The following is a 17990-nucleotide window of genomic DNA, read 5'->3' on the forward strand; positions in this document are numbered from 1 at the left end:
TCCATTTTTGTCGAAAAACTAGAATGTTACGCGCGTATCGACCGTGCCGTAGACGCCGCCGCCGCGGACGCGATCGTTAAGAAATCCCAGCGCGCCGCCAAATTGCAGCATGCCGAACCGGATGCCCGTCACATGGCCGCCGATGCGCCATTGCTGGAAGAAGTTGTCGCCGAGCGCCCCGACTTCGGGACCGACATAGAGACGGTCGGCGAAGGCCATGCCGAATTTCAGGCGGCCGTAATAGGAGCTGAAGTTGGACGAGTAGGAGAAAACGCCCGCGATCATCGTGTCGTTGGTCGGCGTGACGTAGAAATCCGTCGCGACCTTGATGCCGACGCTCGTGCCCTTGGCCTGGTTGTTGGGGTCGTTGGGCGATATGTTCGTGTTGACGATTTCGCCGCCGAGATAGACCGAGACCGTCGCCCGCTTGAACACCCACTCATAGCCCATGAGCATGGCGCCGCCGGTCAGATTGCCGTTGACCTTGCCGACATCCGTCGAGTCATAGGTGTAGGTGCCGACAATGCCGCTGCCGCGCAGGCGGAAACCGCTCCGGTCGAGCGGCGTGAAGGGCGCGATCGTGCCGATGATCGCCGCGGAATAGGCGGCCTGGCTCGTGCCGTCCAGCGCGATGTCGAGCGTCGCGCGCGGCGCCTTGGGGATCGGCGGCCCGTCGCTCGGCACGCCCGTATACCAGTCGGCGGCGCGCGCGCTCGCGAATGTCATCGAGATCGCGGCTGCGACGACGAGAGCGAGAATACGGGACGCGCGCATGATTCAAGACAACTCATTTGTCTCGGGCGATCTCTCGCCCTTCGCCGCACTTTGCGCCTGTCATGGCGCCTATTTGCGGGACCAAAGTTGCTTTACGGGACTTAACAAATTGATGCTGTTTCCAAACAGGGATTTGTTATGCCTAAGATTGATTAAATTTCGAGGATTCGGGGCGTGGATTGCGCGATCGTCAGCCGAAAAGGTCGCGCGGCGGCTCGCTTTTTGCGGGCGCGCTCATCAACTCGACGGCGGCGGCGAGCTGCGCCAAATCTTGCGCGCGCGAGAGGCGATGATCGCCGTCGGCGATGAAGGTCAAAGTCGCGGGATCCGCCGAGAGATGCTCCATAATGGTCAGCGCGTGGCGCCAGGGCACGTCGGGGTCCGCCATGCCCTGCAGGATGTGGACGCGCGCGTAAGAGCGGATGACCCCGCCCAGCAGCAGATGCTTGCGTCCGTCCTCGACCAGCCGCCGCGTGATGGGCGTGGGGTCGGGGGAATATTGCGAGGCGCGCATCCAGGCGCCCTTCTCCATGATCTCGCGGCGCGCCGCCTCGTCGAGATTTTTCCACATGAGCGCTTCGGTGAAGTCGACCGCCGGCGCGAGAAGGACGAGGCCGGCGAGGCGCGCGGTCTCGTTCTTTTCGGCGAGGCGCCGCGCGAGCAGCAAAGCGAGCCAGCCGCCCATGGAGCTGCCGACGACGATCTGCGGTCCCTGCGTCGAACGGTCGAAGACCACGACGGTCTGCTCCAGCCAATCGCCGATGCAGCCGTCTTCGAAGCGCCCGTCCGACGCGCCGTGACCCGAATAGTCGAATCGCAGGAAGGCGCGGCCGCGCTCTTTCGCAAAGGCGTCGAGAAAGCCGGCTTTGGTCGACTCCATGTCCGATGCGAAGCCGCCCAGCCAGACGATTCCAGGGCCGCCGTCGCTTGCCGCCTTGCGCAGCCGCCGCGCGATCCGCCAGGGCGCGCCGCCCGATGGATTTTCGACGTCGAGACGGTCGCAGTCGGTCTCGTTCAAGCTCGCTCCTCGAATCTTGCGCGGGCGCAAAGGCCCTTTCCTTGATTTCCCGCCTTTCGCTCATAGTTGGTAAATAATCTCGAAAGAGAATGCGAGCGATTAAGGAACCGCCGCTCGCCAATCGCCTCATGTCCCAGACCCTCGCCCCTCTCGCCGCCGCCGACCATTCCCTGGTCGGTCGGACGGTGCTGCAGATCGTGCCTGATCTTCAATCGGGCGGGGCGGAGCGCGCCACCATCGATATGGCCGAAGCATTGTCGCAGGCCGGCGGGCGCAGTCTCGTCGCTTCGCGCGGCGGGCGCATGGTCAGCGAGTTACAGTCCAAGGGCGGCGTCTGGCTGCCTTTTCCGGCGGCCACGAAAAACCCGATCGCGATGGCGCTGAATTCCGTCCAGCTCGCGCGCGTGATACGGGACGAAGGCGTCGACATCGTGCATGCGCGTTCGCGGGCGCCGGCCTGGGTGGCCTATTACGCGACGCGGCAGACCGGCGCGAAATTCGTCACCACCTATCACAGCGCCTATTACGGAACGTCGCCCATCAAACTGCGCTACAACGCCATCATGGCGGCGGGGGACGTCATCATCGCCATTTCGGATTTTGCGGCGAAGCGCATTAGCGAGCTGCATCCGGAAGCCGCCGAACGCGTCGTCGTGATTCCGCGCGGCGCCGATCTGAGGCTGTTCTCTCCGGCGGCCGTCGCGCCGGCGCGCGTCCAGAGACTGCGCGCGGAATGGGGCGTCGCCCCGCATGAGCGCGTGGTGCTGCTTCCCGCCCGTCTCGCCGCCCGCAAGGGCCACGCCGTGATGATAGAGGCCGCGAAGCGCCTCGCGGCCGAATGGCGGCGCGACATCCGCATCCTTTTCGTCGGCGATCCGCACAGCGACAGCTTCCGCCGCAATATCGAGACGCAAATCATCCGCGCCGGCCTCGAGGGCTTCGTCCGCAATGTCGGTCATTGCGAGGACATGCCCGCCGCCTATCTCGCGGCGGCGGTCGTCGTCGCGCCCTCGACCGAGCCCGAGGCCTTTGGCCGCGTCGCGATCGAGGCGCAGGCGATGGGCGCTCCGGTCATCGTCTCGGATATCGGCGCCTCGCCCGAAATCGTGCGCGCGCCGCCACAATGTCCGACGCATCAGGCGACGGGCTGGCGCGTGCCGCCCGGCGATCCGGCGGCGCTGGCGCAGGCGGTGACGGAAGCTCTGGCCATGAAGGCGTCGGCGCGGGACGAGATGATGCTGCGCGCCCGCGCCAACGTGCAGTCGCGGTTCTCTGTTGAGCAGATGCAGCGCGCGACGCTCGAGGTTTATAAGCGACTGCTCGGAAATTCGCCCTGAGGCCTCCTAATTGAGGCCGAAGAATCGCCCCTTTGGCGCGGGATGCTGTCCCTTATCGCGACCAAAGGAGCGATCGAAATGAGACGTCTTTCTGTGTACGATCCCCTCGCGCGCGGCCTTGCGCGCCTGGCGCTTCCCATCGCCGCCCTTGCGCTGCTCGCCGCGCCCGTCGCCGTCGGCGCGCCCGACCCCAACGATCCGCGCGGCGTCTGGCTCCGGCCGGAAGGCGGAGAGCAGTTCAGCTTCTATGACTGCGGCGCCCTTCTCTGCGCCAAGCTCATTTCCGTGAAGAAGGAGGGAGACGAGAAGGCCGTCGGCACGGTCATCCTCCGCGGCGCCGCCAAGAGCGGCCCCAACGAATGGAAGGGCAAGCTCTACAATGCTCAGGACGGCAAGACCTATGACGGTTTCATCACCATCAAATCGGCGAATGAGCTGCGGTTGAAGGGATGCCTGTGGGGCTTCCTGTGCAGCGGCGAAACCTGGACGCGCGTCGCTGCGGCGAAATCTCAGAACGCCGCCTCCGCGCCCGCGCAAGGTAAGGAGTCCGCGCGCGCCGAGTAGCGGCAAGGTCAGTATCCGCAATCCTCCAGCCCTCGACCTCCGCCGCCCCTTGGGGCGGCGCTTTTTTATGCGTCTGAGCGACGAATTCAGGCGAAGATTTTGTTGCGATGCGCTCGCCAAGGCCGCAGCCGCCGTTAAATTGGGATAGTCGAATCACAAACGCTGCGGGGGCTTCTTGGGCGAGAATCCGTTACATCTGGAATCCTATCGGGAGGCGCTGGTCTTTCTGGCGACCGCCGGCGTCGTGGTCCCGCTCTTCCATCGCTTGCGCGTCAGCCCGGTTCTTGGATTTCTCCTCGCCGGCGCGGCGCTCGGGCCGCATGGGCTCGGGCGTCTGGCCGAGCCGGGGAACATTGTCTCCTTCTTCACCATCGCCGACGTCGAGGGCGTTTCCCAGCTCGCGGAATTCGGGCTTGTCTTCCTCCTTTTCATGATCGGGCTCGAGCTTTCCTGGGAGCGGCTTGTGCGGTTGCGGCGTCTGGTCTTCGGGCTCGGACTCGCCCAGGTCGTCATCTCGACGACGGCGCTCGCCCTTGTCGGCCACTATTGGTTCGGCGTCGACGCGGCTCCTTCGATCCTGATGGGCGCGGCGCTGGCCATGTCCTCGACGGCCGTCGTCATGCCCGTGCTCTCGGAGGGGCGGCGCCTCAACAAGGCGCCGGGCCGCGTCGCCTTCTCGGTCCTGCTGCTGCAAGATCTCATGGTCGCGCCGGCGCTCTTCTTCGTCTCCTTCATGGCGACGGCCAAGGACGGCTTCAGCGCGCTTCAGGCGGCTTCCGCCTTTCTGCCTGCTTTCGCCGCGCTGGCGGGGCTCATCTTCTTCGGCCGGCTGCTGCTGCGGCCGCTCTTTCGCCTCGTCGCCTCGGCGCAGCTCACCGAACTCTTCATGGCCGCTTGCCTGCTCGTCGTGGTAGGCGAGGCGCTCATTACGGCGGCGGCCGGGCTCTCCATGGGCCTCGGCGCCTTCGTCGCAGGCCTGCTGCTCGCGGAAACCGAGTTCCGGCGCGAGATCGAGGTCACGATCGAGCCCTTCAAGGGGCTCCTCCTCGGCCTGTTCTTCGTCTCCGTCGGCGCGGGGCTCGACATCGGCGCCGTCGTCGCCGATCCGGCGCCGGTGATTTTGCACGCGGTCGGCCTGACCGCCCTCAAGGCCGCGATCATTTTCCCGCTTGCGCTGCTGTTTCGCATCGACTGGCGGACCGCGGCGGAGGCTGCGCTCCTGCTTGCCCCCGGCGGCGAGTTCGCCTTCGCCCTTCTCACCTCCGCCATGCTGGCCGGCGTGCTGCCGGGCCATTTCGGCAACGACGCCATGATGGTGGTGACGCTGTCGATCTTCTTCATTCCTTTCCTGGGCCGCCTCGGCGCGCGCCTTGCGCAGCCTGCGGAACGCGACGACGACGAGGCGCGATACGCACATCTCGCGCCCGAAAGCGCCATCGCCGAGGGCCGCGTGGTCATTGTCGGCTTTGGCCGCATCGGCAGCCTCGTGGGCGAGATGCTTTCCCGGCACAACGTGCCCTTCGTCGCCGTGGAGAATGTCGTTTCCCTCGTCGCCGAAGGCCGTGAGAAGGGCGTCGAAATCTATTGGGGCAACGCGGCGCGGCGGGAGTTTCTGCTCAAATGCGGCCTGGAGCAGGCGCGCGCGCTCGTCGTCACGATCGAAAACGCCCCCGCCGTCGAGGAGATCGTGCGTCTCGCACATGAAATTCGCGGCGATCTCGTCATCGTCGCCCGCGCCCGCGACGCGCGGCACGCCACGACGCTTTACAGCCTCGGCGCCAGCGACGCCATTCCGGAGACGATCGAGGCGAGCCTGCAACTCGCCGAAACCGTGCTCGTCGACGTCGGCGTCCCTATGGGATACGTCATCGCCTCCATTCACGAAAAGCGCGACGAATTCCGCAAGATATTGCAGCCCACGGGGGAAGAGGCGCGGGCGCGGCAGACCGAGCGGCGCAACCAGATCAAGCGGGAGCAGGCGCGCCGCCGCATCTCCGGCCCCGCCAAGGAGGCGGAGGGGGAGGCTTAGGCTGGTTTCGCGCCAGTTCCGTCGCCGCCGGACGTCGTTCGGGAAAAGCGCTAGGAGATTGATTGGCCAAGACGAAAGTCGTGTCGACGTTCGGCCGTCCTAAGCCATGTTCGGTTAAGACAAAATTCATGTTGCGCCGGGCGATGGGAGGATATATTCCTAACATGGGATTTCCCCCGCCACGGCCTTCCGATGACCGACATCCTCTCTCACGCGCAAATCTGGGCGGCGATCGACGCGCTGGGCGAGCGCTACGGCCTCACGCCCTCCGGCCTGGCGCGCAAAGCGGGCCTCGACCCCACCACCTTCAACCGCTCCAAGCGCGAGACGTCGGAAGGGCGCCAGCGCTGGCCCTCGACCGAGTCGATCGCCAAAGTGCTGCAGGCCACGGGGGCGAGCCTCGACGAATTCATGGCGCTCGTCTCCGCCAATAGCGCGGCGACGCGGCGCCATACGCGGCCGCTGATCGGACTCGCTCAGGCGGGAGAGGGCGGGTTCTTCGACGACGCCGGCTTCGCGGTCGGCGCCGGCTGGGACGAGATCGAGGTGCTCTCCGACGCCGACGAACATTCCTACGCGCTGGAGATTTCGGGCGACTCGATGTCCCCCCTCTATCGCGACGGCGACATCGTCATCGTCTCGCCGGCCGCGCCGATTCGCCGCGGAGACCGGGTGGTGGTGAAGACGGCTTCCGGCGAGATCATGGCGAAGGAGCTGAAGCGCCAGACGGCCCGCTTCATAGAGCTGCGTTCGATCAATCCCGCCTTTCCCGACCGCGTCGTTCCGCGCGAGGATGTGAGTTGGATGGCGCGGATTTTATGGGCGAGTCAGTGATCGCAGCTGTGATATACAACGATTCCAAATTATGAAACGGGTCCGAACATGCGTCACTCCCTGATCGCCTCTCTTGTCGCTCTCCTGTCTTTCGGCGCCGGCGTCGCCCATGCGGAGGACGCCTTGCGCGATCAGGCGAAGGGTCTCTTCGAACCCATTCCCAGGACGGCCCCCGCCCTGCCCGACAATCCGGCGACGCCCGAAAAGCTCGAACTCGGAAAGATGCTTTATTTCGAGCCGCGCCTCTCGGACAGCCGCAGCTTCGCCTGCGCCACCTGCCATAATCTCAGCATGGGCGGCGTCGACGGCGGCGCGCTGTCGAGCGGGAACGCGCAGCTCGCCGGCCGCGAAGTGCAGACCGTCTTCAACGCGGTCTTCAACAAGTCGCAATATTGGGATGGCCGCGCGGCCGATCTGAAGGATCAGGTCGTGAATTCCGTCATGGCCAATCCGAAGGCGATGTTGAAGACGCGCGGCGGCCCCATGGCCATCAACCCCACGGAGCTCGCCGCCACGAAACAGCGCGAGATCGACCAGCTCAAAGCGATCCCCGGCTATGCGGGCGCCTTTAGGAAGGCTTTCCCCGCCGACGCCGATCCGCTCGTCTACGACAATATCGGCCGCGCCATCGCCGTCTTCGAAGCGACGATGATCACGCCCGACTCCGCCTTCGACCGTTGGCTGACCGGCGACGACGCCGCGCTCGACGAGACGCAGAAGGCGGGCCTCAAGCTCTTCATCGACAAGGGCTGCGCGAGCTGCCACAACGGCGTGAATATCGGCGGCGCGAGCTACGCGAAATTCGGCGTCGTCGCAAATCCCGGCCCCGAGCATCTGCCCGCCGAGGACGCCGGCCGTTACGTGGTGACGAAGAACAACGCCGATCGCTACGTCTTCAAGGTCCCGTCCCTGCGCAATGTCGAGCTGACCGCGCCCTATTTCCACGCCGGCTCGACCTTCGACCTCAAAAAGGCGGTGACGGTGATGGCGGAGTCGCAGCTCGGCGCGAAGCTCGCCGAAGACGAGACGACGAAGATCGTCGCCTTCCTCAAGACGCTGACCGGCAAGCAGCCGGAGATCGTGCTGCCGATCCTGCCGCCGCGCGATCGCTAAGGCGCTCTCGCGCAGCGCCCCTCGTCCTTCGAGACGCCTGCGTTTCGAAGATGAGGCCGCCTCTGAAAATCGCCAGCCTCTTGCGAACCCCGAAAGTTTGGGGCTACCCCCCGAACAGCCGCCGCAGAAATCCTTTCGGCTTCTCCGGCGGCGAGGGAGCCGGGGCGGGCTGCGGGGCCGCCGCCGCGGCCGTCATGCCCGCGACGACGCGGGTCTGCGCCTCCTCCTGCTCGACGCCGGCGCGCGTCACGAGTTGCCCGAGGGCGGGCGCGGAACTCGCCGCGATCCAGCGCCCGGCGCGTCGCGCGGCGAGATAATCGGTCAGCGCCGCCGCGCTCTCGGCGTCGCGGCTGCGTTCGAAATGGTCGATGGCGCGCTCGACGCCCGCGACGCCGGCGAGCTGGCGCGCGGCGCGCGCGGCGGCGCGGCGCAGGGCCGGTTCGGGCGAGAGGCCGATGCGGGCGTCCCGCAGGACAAGCGCGTCCTCCTCTTCCATCAAGGCGCGTAAGGCGGCGAGCTGTTCGGCGGCGCCGAGACTCAATGGCGTCATGCCCCCGGCGCCGCAGGCGGCCGCATATCGCCCGGCAAGCGAGGCCGGGCCGCGCTGGTCTGCGCCGACGCGCAAGGTCGACGCGCTTTCGGCCAGCGCGCCGCCATGCGCGAACTGGCCGACGAGAGCGGGGTCCGTCGCATAGGCGACATAGCCGCCGCTCTGCTGCAGCAAGGCGCGGACCGTCGGCGACGCCTCCGTCGCAAGCGCCGCGAAACTCGCCTCCTGTAGCGGCTCGAAAACCTCCCACAGACCGGCCGCCGAGAACCGCCCCGTCAGGCCGGCGCGCGTCAGCGCCTCATTGAGGCCGGCGACGAGCTTCTCGCGCCGTCCTTTCAGCCCCGCCGCGCGCTCGGCGAAGGCGCGGGCGGCGGCGCCCGCGCCGATGCGCGCCGTCGCGCTCCCGGCGCGGCGCAGCAATTCATCGAGAAGCGGATCGTCGTCGCTCAGTCGGCGGGCCGAAAGGCCGTCCGCCTCGACCCGAAAGAGCCGCGCGAAGGGCGGGCCGCCCGGATCGACCGGCGCGACGCCAAGATCGCCCGCATGCGCCGAGGGCGAAACAAGACCGATTTCGTCGCCGAGCGCGGCGCCGTAGAAATCGATTTCGATCGTCTCGCCCAACGCGCCGCCGTTTTTCTCCTGGAGGCGACGGACCACGACGCCGTCGGCCTCGGGCGAGTCGGGGTCGAGAAGCAGATTGAGGAGATTGGCGACGACGACGGCGTCGGTCGTCTCCGCCGCGTCCGGGTATTCGCCGGGATCGCCCGTCGCCTGGCGGATGTCGTCGAATGTCAGCGGATCGATGATCGCCTCGCCCGCCTGTTTCTGTTCCTGCATCCAGACGCGCAGGCGCCGGCGTTGGTTGAGGACGAGGGCGACCGAAGCGCGGCCGAGAAGGGTCGCGCTCTCTTCGAGCGAGTCGGGAACGCGCAGCCGCAGCGCCGCGCGCGGGGCGCCGTTTTCGCGCAGCCAATGCTGCATGACGGCGAAGGGCGCCTCCCGCGTGTCGGCGGCGGACTCCGTGTCGAGCGCGCGCGCTTCGAGCAGGAGGCGCGTCTGATAGGCCGGGAAGATGCGTCGCGCGGGCGCGATTTTCGCGACAAGGGCGCCATCCGCGCTTTGTTCGAATGCGCGCCGCTGGCCGAAGGCCCAGACGAGGCGCGCGCCGGCGGCGGCGGTCTGCTCGCGGGCGAGGCGCTCCACGTCGCCGCGCGGAGACAGCGACGCGATTCGGAAGACCGCCGCTTCCTGCCCGTTCGACTCCGGCAGCAGCGTCATGAGCAGCCGGTACTCGCCGGAAGCGGGCTGCTCGCGCTCAGAGCCGAGATGCAGCGTCAACGCGCTCCCGTCGGACGCGGTCAGGCGCAGAAAGCGATGTTCGATGGGGATATCGAAAATGGCGGCGCCGGCGCGCCAGCGCGTCGCATCGACGACGTCGACGAGCGTCGCGTCGCTTTGGAAGCTCGCGTCGCGCGCCGAATAAACAGTCAGCGCCGGACGCGCCGCGGCCGCGGGCGCGCGCTCCGCGCCGTCATAGCAGCCGATGACGAGACGGCGCCGGCCATCCCAGAAATAGTCGAATTGCTCCTGCCACATCCGCCGCAGCGCCCGAAATGAAAGCCAAGGTGAAGCATGGCGCCGCAAGCCATGCGGGAGAAAGGCGCCCAAAGAATAGCCGGGCGACGGGCGCCGACGCAAATGTCGCGAAAATGCGCCTTGACGCAATGCGGAATGAGGCACATCTTTTTCGCATAGTCTCCTTCGCGGGAGAGACCGGCCATGGCGCCGGCGCCGAAGGCGAAACCGCCCCGGAAACGCTCAGGCAAAAGGACCGCGAGGAGAACGGACTCTGGAAAGAGGCGCGGCGCCCTGGAAGGCGCTTCGTCCACCGAAGGGCGTAACCCGCGTTCTCGACGCGGGGAAATCTCTCAGGTCACCGGACAGAGGGGGCGCGCGACGCAGTGGGATTCCGCCTGCCGCGCCGACGCCAACGCCGGAGAGCCTGTCGTGACGGCCGAGTCCAACCCTGAAAGCGCGCCGCTCGCGCATCTTCCCCTCGACGCCTTGCATCGCAGCCTCGGCGCGCGCATGGCCCCCTTTGCGGGCTATGACATGCCGCTGCAATACGCCGCCGGCATTGTGTCCGAGACGCTGCACACGCGTCACAAGGCGGGTCTTTTCGACGTGTCGCATATGGGCCAAGCGATTATTGCCGGGGCTGGCGCGGCCCGCGCGCTCGAGAGCCTCGCGCCCGGCGACCTGGCGAGCCTCCCGCCCGGCCGCACGCGCTATACGCAGCTTCTCAACGAGACAGGCGGCGTCCTCGACGATCTGATGGCGACGCGCCTGCCGGGCGTGGAAGAACGCCTGCTGCTCGTCGTCAACGCGTCGCGCAAGGCCGCCGACTTCGCGCTCATTCGCGAACGCCTGCCGCAATTCGACTTCATCCCGTTGAACCGGGCGCTGATCGCCCTCCAGGGGCCGCGCGCGGCCAGCGTCCTCGGCGCTCTGCTCCCCGGCGCCGAGGACCTTCCCTTTCTGCATTGGCGGGCCTTCGAAGAGGGCGTGTCGAACGTCTTCGTCTCGCGCAGCGGCTATACCGGCGAGGACGGTTTTGAAATCTCCATGCGCGCCGACCGCGCGGAGATGTTCGTGAACGCCTTACTGCAAAACGAGGACGTCGCGCCGACCGGACTCGGCGCGCGCGACGCGCTGCGCCTCGAGGCCGGCCTGCCGCTCTATGGGCATGATCTCGATGAAACCACCGACCCGGTCGAAGCGGGTCTGGCATGGTCCATCGGCAAGAGGCGCCGGCAGGATGGCGGCTTCCCGGGCTTCGCCCGCATCGGCGCCGCTCTGCGCGATGGACCGGCGCGTTGTCGCGTCGGCTTCCTGCCGCAATCGAAAGCCCCTGTGCGCGAAGGGGCCATGCTCATTTCCGAGAGCGGCGAAGTCGTCGGCCATGTCACATCGGGCGGCTTCTCGCCGACGCTGCAGCGGCCGATCGCAATGGGCTATGTCGCGCGCGCCTACGCCGCGAACGGCGTCACGATCTTCACGGAGCTGCGCGGCAATCGCATCGGCGTCGAGGTCGCGCCGCTGCCCTTCGTCGCGCATCGCTACTTCAAACCGCATGCTTGAGGGGGAGAACATGAGCGGCCCGCGCTTCACCAAGGATCACGAATATCTCCGGTTGGACGGCGACATCGCGACCATCGGCATCAGCGATTATGCGCAGGCGCAACTCGGCGACATCGTCTTTATCGACCTGCCCAAGGTCGGCAAGAAAGTGACCAAGGGCTCGGAACTCGCGGTCATCGAAAGCGTGAAGGCGGCGAGCGAGGTCTATGCGCCCGTCTCGGGCGAAGTCGTCGAGGTGAACGCGGAGCTCGGCGAAAAGCCCGCGCTCGTCAATGACGATCCCCTGGCGGGCGGCTGGCTGGTGAAGCTGCGCGTCGAGGCTGAGAGCGAGATCGAAACGCTGATGGATGAAGCCGCCTATGCCGGCTTCGTGAAGACCTTGTAGCGCGGGAAGGAATCGACGACGATGCGCTATCATCCCTTGTCCGAGACCGACAGGCGCGACATGCTCGCGACGATCGGCGTCGCGAATGTCGAAGCGCTCTACGCCGACGCGCCGGCGTCGACTGTTCTCGAAGAGCCGCTCGATCTGCCGCGCCACAAATCCGAAGTCGAGGTCGAGCGCATCCTCTCCCGCCTCTCGGCGCGCAACATGTCCGCGGGGCGCGTTCCCTTCTTCCTCGGCGCCGGCGCCTATAAGCATCATGTGCCGGCGAGCGTGGATCATTTGATCCAGCGCTCGGAATTCCTCACGAGCTACACGCCCTATCAGCCGGAGATTTCGCAGGGCACGCTGCAATATCTCTTCGAGTTCCAGACGCAGGTCGCTCTGCTGACCGGCATGGATGTCGCCAACGCCTCCATGTATGACGGCTCGACGGCGACCGCCGAAGCCGTGCTGATGGCGCATCGCTTGACCAGGCGGCGCAAGGCTCTGCTCTCGGGCGGGCTGCATCCGCATTACGCGGAGGTCGTGCGGACGGTTTCGCGCCTCGCGGAAGACGACGTCGTGCGTATGCCGCCCGACATTCTCGGCGCGGAAGATCTGATCGGGAAGATTGACGACAGCCTCTCCTGCGTCGTCGTTCAGACGCCGGACTTTTTCGGCAATCTGCGCGGCCTCGCCGCGATTGGGGAAGCCTGCCGCAAGCACGGCGCCTTGCTCATCGCCGTCTTTACCGAAGCCGTCTCGCTCGGCCTGCTCGCGTCGCCCGGCGCCATGGGCGCGGATATTGTCGTCGGCGAAGGCCAGTCCATCGGCAATGCGCTGAATTTCGGCGGTCCCTATGTCGGCCTCTTCGCCACGCGGCACGATTATGTGCGCCAGATGCCGGGCCGGCTCGCGGGCGAGAGCGTCGACGCCGACGGGCGGCGATCCTATGTGCTGACGCTTTCGACTCGCGAGCAGCACATTCGCCGCGACAAGGCGACCTCGAACATCTGCACGAATTCCGGGCTCTGCGCGCTGGCCTTCACCATTCACATGACGCTGCTCGGCGAGGCGGGGCTGAGGAAGCTTGCGAAGCTCAATCACGCCAACGCCGTGGCGCTCGCCGGGATGCTGGAAAAGCTCCCCAAGGTCGATGTGCTCAACAAGAGCTTCTTCAACGAATTCACCGTCCGCGTGAATGGCGACGCGGCGTCTCTCGTCGAGAAGATGGCGGCGAAGGGCGTATTGGCGGGCGTTCCCGTTTCGCGCCTTTTGCCGAACGCCGGCCTCGACGATCTGCTTCTCGTGGCCAGCACCGAAATCAATACGCATGAAGATCGCGCGGCTTTCGTCGCCGCGCTCGAGGAAACGCTCTGATGCTCGACCGTCCCGCCCATATCGGAGAAACGCCCGACACCTTCACCGGCAATCGCGCGCTCGATCAGGAAGAGCCCTTGCTCTTCGAGATCGGCCGTCCGGACGCGACCGGGGTCGATCTGGAAGACGCGCCGGACGTCGCGCCGCGCCTCGGCGGGCTCGAACGTAAGGAAGCGATCGGCCTTCCCGGGCTCACCGAGCCCGAGACGATGCGCCATTACGTGCGGCTCTCGCGCAAGAATTATTCGATCGACGCCGGACTCTACCCGCTCGGCTCCTGCACGATGAAGCACAATCCGCGTCTGAATGAGAAAATGGCGCGGCTCGAAGGCTTTGCGGACATTCATCCGCTACAGCCGCAATCGACCGCGCAGGGCGCGCTCGAATTATTGGAGACGCTGGCGCACTGGCTGATGACGCTCACCGGCATGCGGGCCGTCGCGCTTTCGCCCAAGGCCGGCGCCCATGGCGAGCTCTGCGGCATGATGGCGATCAAATCCGCCATCGTCGCGAAGGGAGAAGGCGCGACGCGCAATGTCGTGCTCATTCCGCAATCGGCGCATGGCACCAATCCGGCGACCGCGGCGCTGCTCGGCTTTTCCGTGCGCGTCGTGCCGGCCGCGGAAGACGGAACCGTGCGCGCGCAAGCGGTGCGGGAGGCGCTCGGTCCCGACGTCGCCGCGATCATGCTGACCAACCCGAACACTTGCGGGCTCTTCGAACGCGAAATCGTCGAGATCGCCGAAGCGGTGCATGACGCCGGCGCATATTTCTACTGCGACGGCGCCAATTTCAACGCCATCGCCGGCGTCGCGCGGCCAGGCGATTTCGGCGTCGACGCCATGCATATCAATCTGCACAAGACCTTCTCGACGCCGCATGGCGGCGGCGGACCGGGCGCCGGGCCGGTCGTTCTGTCCGAACGCCTCGCGCCCTTCGCGCCGATTCCCTTCCTTCGCCGCGAAGGCGAGAAGATCGAACTTGTGGAGCATGCGTCGGGAACGCAAAGCTTCGGCCGTATGACGGCCTTTCACGGCCAGATGGGCATGTTCGTACGCGCGCTCGCTTATATGCTGGCCCATGGCGGCGACGGCGTGACGCAGGCGTCGAAGGACGCCGTTCTCTCGGCGAATTATGTGCGCGCGTCATTGCGCGACGTGATGACCCAGCCTTTCGGCGACAGGCCCTGCATGCATGAGGTCCTCTTCGACGACGCCTGGCTGAAAGGGACGGGCGTGACCACGCTCGACTTCGCCAAAGCGATGATCGACGAGGGCTACCATCCGATGACCATGTATTTCCCGCTCGTCGCGCATGGCGCCATGCTGATCGAGCCGACGGAATCGGAATCGAAGGCTTCGCTCGATCTTTTTGTCGCCACGCTGCGCAGTCTCGCGAAAAGCGCAAAGGACGGCGACGCGCAGCGCTTCGCGCAAGCGCCCCGTTACGCGCCGCGCCGACGGGTGGACGAGACGCTGGCGGCGCGCAAGCCCGTGCTGCGGTGGCGCGCGGCGTAGAAGCGACTTTCGACGCTATGATGTGGCCGTCGCTCCCGCCCCGTCATTGTTGTGCAGCATTTTTCTCGAAGTCGGGTATACCCGACTTCGCAAAAGCGCGATGCAATCCGGAGTCGTGATGAGGCTCTGGATTGCTTCGCCTTCGGCTCGCAATGACGGGCGAAACCGTCGCTACATTATTCCTCCCCATGGAATGGCGGGGAGGGGCGCGCATCAATTCGTCAGCGCAGGCGCTTCACGATAGAGATCGGGGAAGAGCTTCTTCAGATTTCCGATCTTCGGCAGGTCGTTGTAAATAATATAAGGCGCGCGCGGATGCTGGACGAGATAGTCCTGATGGTAGGCTTCCGCCGGATAGAAGCGGGAAAGCGGCTCGAGCGTCGTCACGATGGGGCTCGCGAAGGCCGCCGCCGATGAGAGCTGCGCGATATAGTCGCGCGCGACCTTTTCCTGCTCGGAGCCGGAGATGAAAATCGCCGAGCGATATTGCGTTCCTTCGTCCGGCCCCTGCCGGTTCAACTGCGTCGGATCATGCGCGACGGAGAAGTAAACCTGCAGCAATTTGCCGAGGCTCACCGTCTTGGGGTCATAGGTAATCTCGACCGACTCGGCATGGCCCGTATCGCTTTGCGAGACCATGTTGTAACGCGCGGTCTTCTCCGAACCCCCGGCATAGCCGGAGACGGCGCGCGATACGCCCTTCACATGCTGAAAGACGCCCTGCACGCCCCAGAAGCAGCCGCCGGCGAGGACGAGCTTTTGCGGGCTGTCGGACGCCGGCGCTGGATCGTAGACAGGCGGCGGCAGGCTCACGGCGCGCTCTTGCGCCGCGAGCGGCGAGGCGAGGAAGGCAAGCGCGGCGAAGGTAAAAAGTAAGCGTTTCATCGCTGCGCCCTCAGGCCTGTCCGCGCGCGACGAAGCGCAGCGCGACGCCATTCATGCAATAGCGCAGCCCCGTCGGCTTCGGCCCGTCGGTGAAGACATGGCCGAGATGCGCGTCGCAGCGTTTGCAGGAGACGGCGACTCGGCGCATGCCGAAGGAATCGTCCGCGCTCTCGACGACATTGATCTTGGAGACCGGCGCGAAGAAGCTTGGCCAGCCCGTGCCGGAATCATATTTCGTCTTCGAGTCGAAAAGCGCCGTGTCGCAGCAGACGCAGCGGAAAAGCCCATCCTCATGCGCATCCCAATAGGGACCGGTGAAGGCGCGCTCCGTGCCTTCATGTCGCGTGACGTCGTAAGCCAGGGGGGAGAGCTGCGCGCGCCATTCGGCGTCGGTCTTGACGACCTTCGTGGCCCGCGAGACGCCGAGGCTTTTGCCGGAGGCGTCGAAAGCTTCGATGTCGACCGTCTCGGCGGCGGGGACGTTCTTCGGGACGAGAGCGAAAGCGATTGTGCTGGTCAACAAGGTCCTTCGGTTCACGAATGGCTCCTCTCGGTCGAGCGGCGCGGGGTTCCCTCAGTGACTTCGGTGACGTTCGGCTATCCGTTACATATAGGCGGCGCGCTCATTTCCGTCCGAAAAGCTTCTCTATGTCCGACAGCTTGAGCTCCACATAGGTGGGACGGCCGTGATTGCACTGCGCCGCGCCCGGCGTCGTCTCCATCTCGCGCAGCAGAGCGTTCATCTCCTCGGCGGTCAGGCGCCGCCCGGCGCGCACGGAATGGTGGCAGGCGCAGGTTGCGAGCACATGGTCGAGTTTGCGCGAGAGCCCGCGCGCGTCGCCTTCCTCAGCGAGGAGATCGGCGATGTCTTCGACGAGCCGCTTATGGTTGACGTCGCCGAGCGCCGCCGGCGCCTCGCGCACGATCACGGCGCCGGGGCCGAAAGGCTCCATGACGAGGCCGAGAGATGCAAGCTCCTCGAAAGCGGGCGCGAGCGCGTTCATGCGCGTCTCGTCGAGATCGACGACGACAGGGATGAGCAGCATCTGCCGGGCGACGCCCGCTTCTTCGCGTTGTTTCTTGAGCTTCTCATAGACGAGCCGTTCATGAGCGGCGTGCTGGTCGACGATGACGAGGCCGTCGCGCGTCTGGGCGATGATATAGGTCTCGTGCAATTGCGCGCGCGCCGCGCCGAGCGGCGCGTCTTCGATCGTTTCGACCGGCGGCTCATGCACGCGCGCGGCGGGCGCGCCGATATCGAAAGCCGCCTGTGGCGCCTCCGCGAAGCCCGAAGGCGCGTAAGGGGAGCGCGCGACGTCCCAATTCGCCGGCGGCGGCGCGCGATAGGGGGAGTCGTAGCGCGGCGCGCCGCCTTTCGCGAGCATGTCGATCGCCGTGCGCGCGTTTGTGTTGGCGCTACGATGGCTCTGCTGGGCGAGCGCCTGTTTCAGCGCGCCGACGACGAGTCCGCGCACCAGGCCTGGATCGGCGAAGCGCACTTCGGCCTTTGCCGGATGCACATTGACGTCCACAATGCGCGGATCGCAATCGATGAAGAGCGCGACCACAGGGTGCCTGTCATGGGCGAGGAAATCCAGATAGGCGGCGCGAACGGCGCCGGCGAAGAGCTTGTCGCGCACCGGCCGGCCATTGACATAGACATATTGGAGCTGGGCGTTGCCGCGATTATAGGTGGGCAGGCTCGCCAGCCCCGTAAGCCGCACGCTTTGCCGTTCCGCGTCGATGTGGAAGGCGTTGGCGCGGAATTCCTCCCCGATCGCCTGCGCGATGCGCCGGCCGATATCCTCGCCGCAGGCGGGGTAATCGAACAGCGCGCCGCCGTCGGCAGCGAGTGAGAAGCGCACGTCTGGATGCGCCATGGCGAGGCGCTTCACGACATCGACGACGGCCGCCGTCTCGGTGCGTTCCGTCTTCAGGAATTTCAGTCGCGCGGGCGTCGCGGCGAAAAGCGCGCGCGCTTCGATGCGCGTGCCACGCGGCCAATTGGAGGCGGCGAGTCCGCGCTTCTCGCCCGCTTCGACGCGGATGGAAAAGCCGTGATCGGCGCCGCGCGCGCGCGTGTCGATGGTGAGGTCCGCGACGGCGGCGATCGAGGGCAGCGCCTCGCCGCGAAAACCGAGCGTCGCAATCTGGGTCAGATCGCCGTCGGGGATTTTCGACGTCGCGTGGCGTTCGACGGCGAGCGCAAGGTCCTGCTCGTCCATGCCGCTTCCGTCGTCAATGACGCGAATGAGCTTTCTGCCGCCTTCCTCGATCGCGACGTCGATGCGCGCCGCGCCCGCGTCGAGCGCGTTCTCGACCAGTTCCTTGACGGCGGAGGCGGGTCGTTCGACGACTTCGCCGGCGGCGATGCGGTCGACAAGAATGGGATCGAGGCGGCGGACGGGCATGTCGAGGCTTATAGCACTTGCGCGCTTGCGCCGTCATAGCGAGGAGACGGCGCCGACGAAGCAATCCCGA

15 protein-coding genes and 1 riboswitch are annotated in these 17990 nt (G+C 66.3%); of the genes, 9 read left to right on the forward strand and 6 right to left on the reverse strand.

What is annotated here, in order from left to right; all coding sequences use genetic code 11:
* Positions 1 to 18: 18 nt before the first annotated feature.
* Together bcsS and MMG94_RS14875 are read right to left on the reverse strand one after the other, a co-directional pair.
* On the reverse strand, positions 19 to 774 hold the full coding sequence (bcsS, locus tag MMG94_RS14870; RefSeq protein ID WP_016919932.1) for a cellulose biosynthesis protein BcsS: 756 nt from the start codon (positions 772 to 774) through the stop codon (positions 19 to 21).
* A 190-nt stretch (positions 775 to 964) separates the two neighbouring features.
* On the reverse strand, positions 965 to 1792 hold the full coding sequence (locus MMG94_RS14875) for an alpha/beta hydrolase (RefSeq protein ID WP_016919931.1): 828 nt from the start codon (positions 1790 to 1792) through the stop codon (positions 965 to 967).
* Positions 1793 to 1920: 128 nt separating this feature from the next.
* Between MMG94_RS14875 and MMG94_RS14880 the strand changes: the two genes are divergently transcribed.
* From MMG94_RS14880 to MMG94_RS14900, 5 genes are all read left to right on the forward strand, one after another.
* Entirely contained in the window at positions 1921 to 3129 is a 1209-nt protein-coding gene (locus MMG94_RS14880; RefSeq protein WP_026016246.1) for a glycosyltransferase family 4 protein, read from the forward strand.
* Positions 3130 to 3207: 78 nt separating this feature from the next.
* Positions 3208 to 3693: a DUF2147 domain-containing protein gene (locus tag MMG94_RS14885; RefSeq protein WP_154419689.1), complete on the forward strand. Its 486-nt coding sequence runs from the start codon at positions 3208 to 3210 to the stop codon at positions 3691 to 3693.
* Between the two features lie 175 nt (positions 3694 to 3868).
* Positions 3869 to 5722, forward strand: a complete 1854-nt coding sequence (locus MMG94_RS14890) for a cation:proton antiporter domain-containing protein (protein WP_016919928.1) — start codon at positions 3869 to 3871, stop codon at positions 5720 to 5722.
* A gap of 192 nt (positions 5723 to 5914) precedes the next feature.
* The gene (locus tag MMG94_RS14895; protein ID WP_016919927.1) at positions 5915 to 6556 is read left to right on the forward strand and encodes a S24 family peptidase; all 642 of its coding nucleotides are present in this window, start codon (positions 5915 to 5917) and stop codon (positions 6554 to 6556) included.
* A 48-nt stretch (positions 6557 to 6604) separates the two neighbouring features.
* Positions 6605 to 7669: a cytochrome-c peroxidase gene (locus MMG94_RS14900; protein WP_016919926.1), complete on the forward strand. Its 1065-nt coding sequence runs from the start codon at positions 6605 to 6607 to the stop codon at positions 7667 to 7669.
* A gap of 103 nt (positions 7670 to 7772) precedes the next feature.
* On the opposite strand, the gene MMG94_RS14905 is transcribed toward MMG94_RS14900, so the two are convergent.
* Positions 7773 to 9815: a hypothetical protein gene (locus tag MMG94_RS14905; protein WP_154419687.1), complete on the reverse strand. Its 2043-nt coding sequence runs from the start codon at positions 9813 to 9815 to the stop codon at positions 7773 to 7775.
* A 158-nt stretch (positions 9816 to 9973) separates the two neighbouring features.
* A riboswitch (glycine riboswitch) is annotated at positions 9974 to 10063 on the forward strand.
* Between the two features lie 163 nt (positions 10064 to 10226).
* Here MMG94_RS14905 and gcvT point away from each other — a divergent pair.
* The 4 genes from gcvT to gcvPB are packed head-to-tail and all read left to right on the forward strand — an operon-like array spanning position 10227 to position 14624.
* The gene (gene gcvT / locus MMG94_RS14910) at positions 10227 to 11360 is read left to right on the forward strand and encodes a glycine cleavage system aminomethyltransferase GcvT (RefSeq protein ID WP_016919922.1); all 1134 of its coding nucleotides are present in this window, start codon (positions 10227 to 10229) and stop codon (positions 11358 to 11360) included.
* Between the two features lie 10 nt (positions 11361 to 11370).
* Positions 11371 to 11745, forward strand: coding sequence for a glycine cleavage system protein GcvH (gene gcvH / locus MMG94_RS14915; RefSeq protein ID WP_026016243.1), 375 nt, complete (start codon positions 11371 to 11373; stop codon positions 11743 to 11745).
* Between the two features lie 21 nt (positions 11746 to 11766).
* Positions 11767 to 13107, forward strand: a complete 1341-nt coding sequence (gene gcvPA, locus MMG94_RS14920; protein WP_016919920.1) for an aminomethyl-transferring glycine dehydrogenase subunit GcvPA — start codon at positions 11767 to 11769, stop codon at positions 13105 to 13107.
* Positions 13107 to 14624 carry an aminomethyl-transferring glycine dehydrogenase subunit GcvPB gene (gene gcvPB / locus MMG94_RS14925; RefSeq protein WP_016919919.1) on the forward strand — a complete coding sequence of 506 codons (1518 nt, stop codon included), beginning with the start codon at positions 13107 to 13109 and terminating at the stop codon, positions 14622 to 14624. Before gcvPA ends, gcvPB begins: the two co-directional genes overlap by 1 nt.
* A 213-nt stretch (positions 14625 to 14837) precedes the next feature.
* Here the strand turns inward: gcvPB and msrA are convergent, their stop codons facing one another.
* From msrA to mutL, 3 genes are all read right to left on the reverse strand, one after another.
* Positions 14838 to 15509 (reverse strand): peptide-methionine (S)-S-oxide reductase MsrA, encoded by a 672-nt coding sequence (gene msrA, locus MMG94_RS14930; protein WP_040579212.1) that lies wholly within the window; start codon positions 15507 to 15509, stop codon positions 14838 to 14840.
* A gap of 10 nt (positions 15510 to 15519) precedes the next feature.
* Positions 15520 to 16032 (reverse strand): peptide-methionine (R)-S-oxide reductase MsrB, encoded by a 513-nt coding sequence (gene msrB, locus MMG94_RS14935; protein ID WP_016919917.1) that lies wholly within the window; start codon positions 16030 to 16032, stop codon positions 15520 to 15522.
* A gap of 100 nt (positions 16033 to 16132) precedes the next feature.
* Positions 16133 to 17920 carry a DNA mismatch repair endonuclease MutL gene (mutL, locus tag MMG94_RS14940; RefSeq protein ID WP_016919916.1) on the reverse strand — a complete coding sequence of 596 codons (1788 nt, stop codon included), beginning with the start codon at positions 17918 to 17920 and terminating at the stop codon, positions 16133 to 16135.
* Positions 17921 to 17990 lie beyond the last annotated feature (70 nt).

The sequence above is a fragment of the Methylocystis parvus OBBP genome (genome assembly GCF_027571405.1).
Classification (GTDB): domain Bacteria; phylum Pseudomonadota; class Alphaproteobacteria; order Rhizobiales; family Beijerinckiaceae; genus Methylocystis; species Methylocystis parva.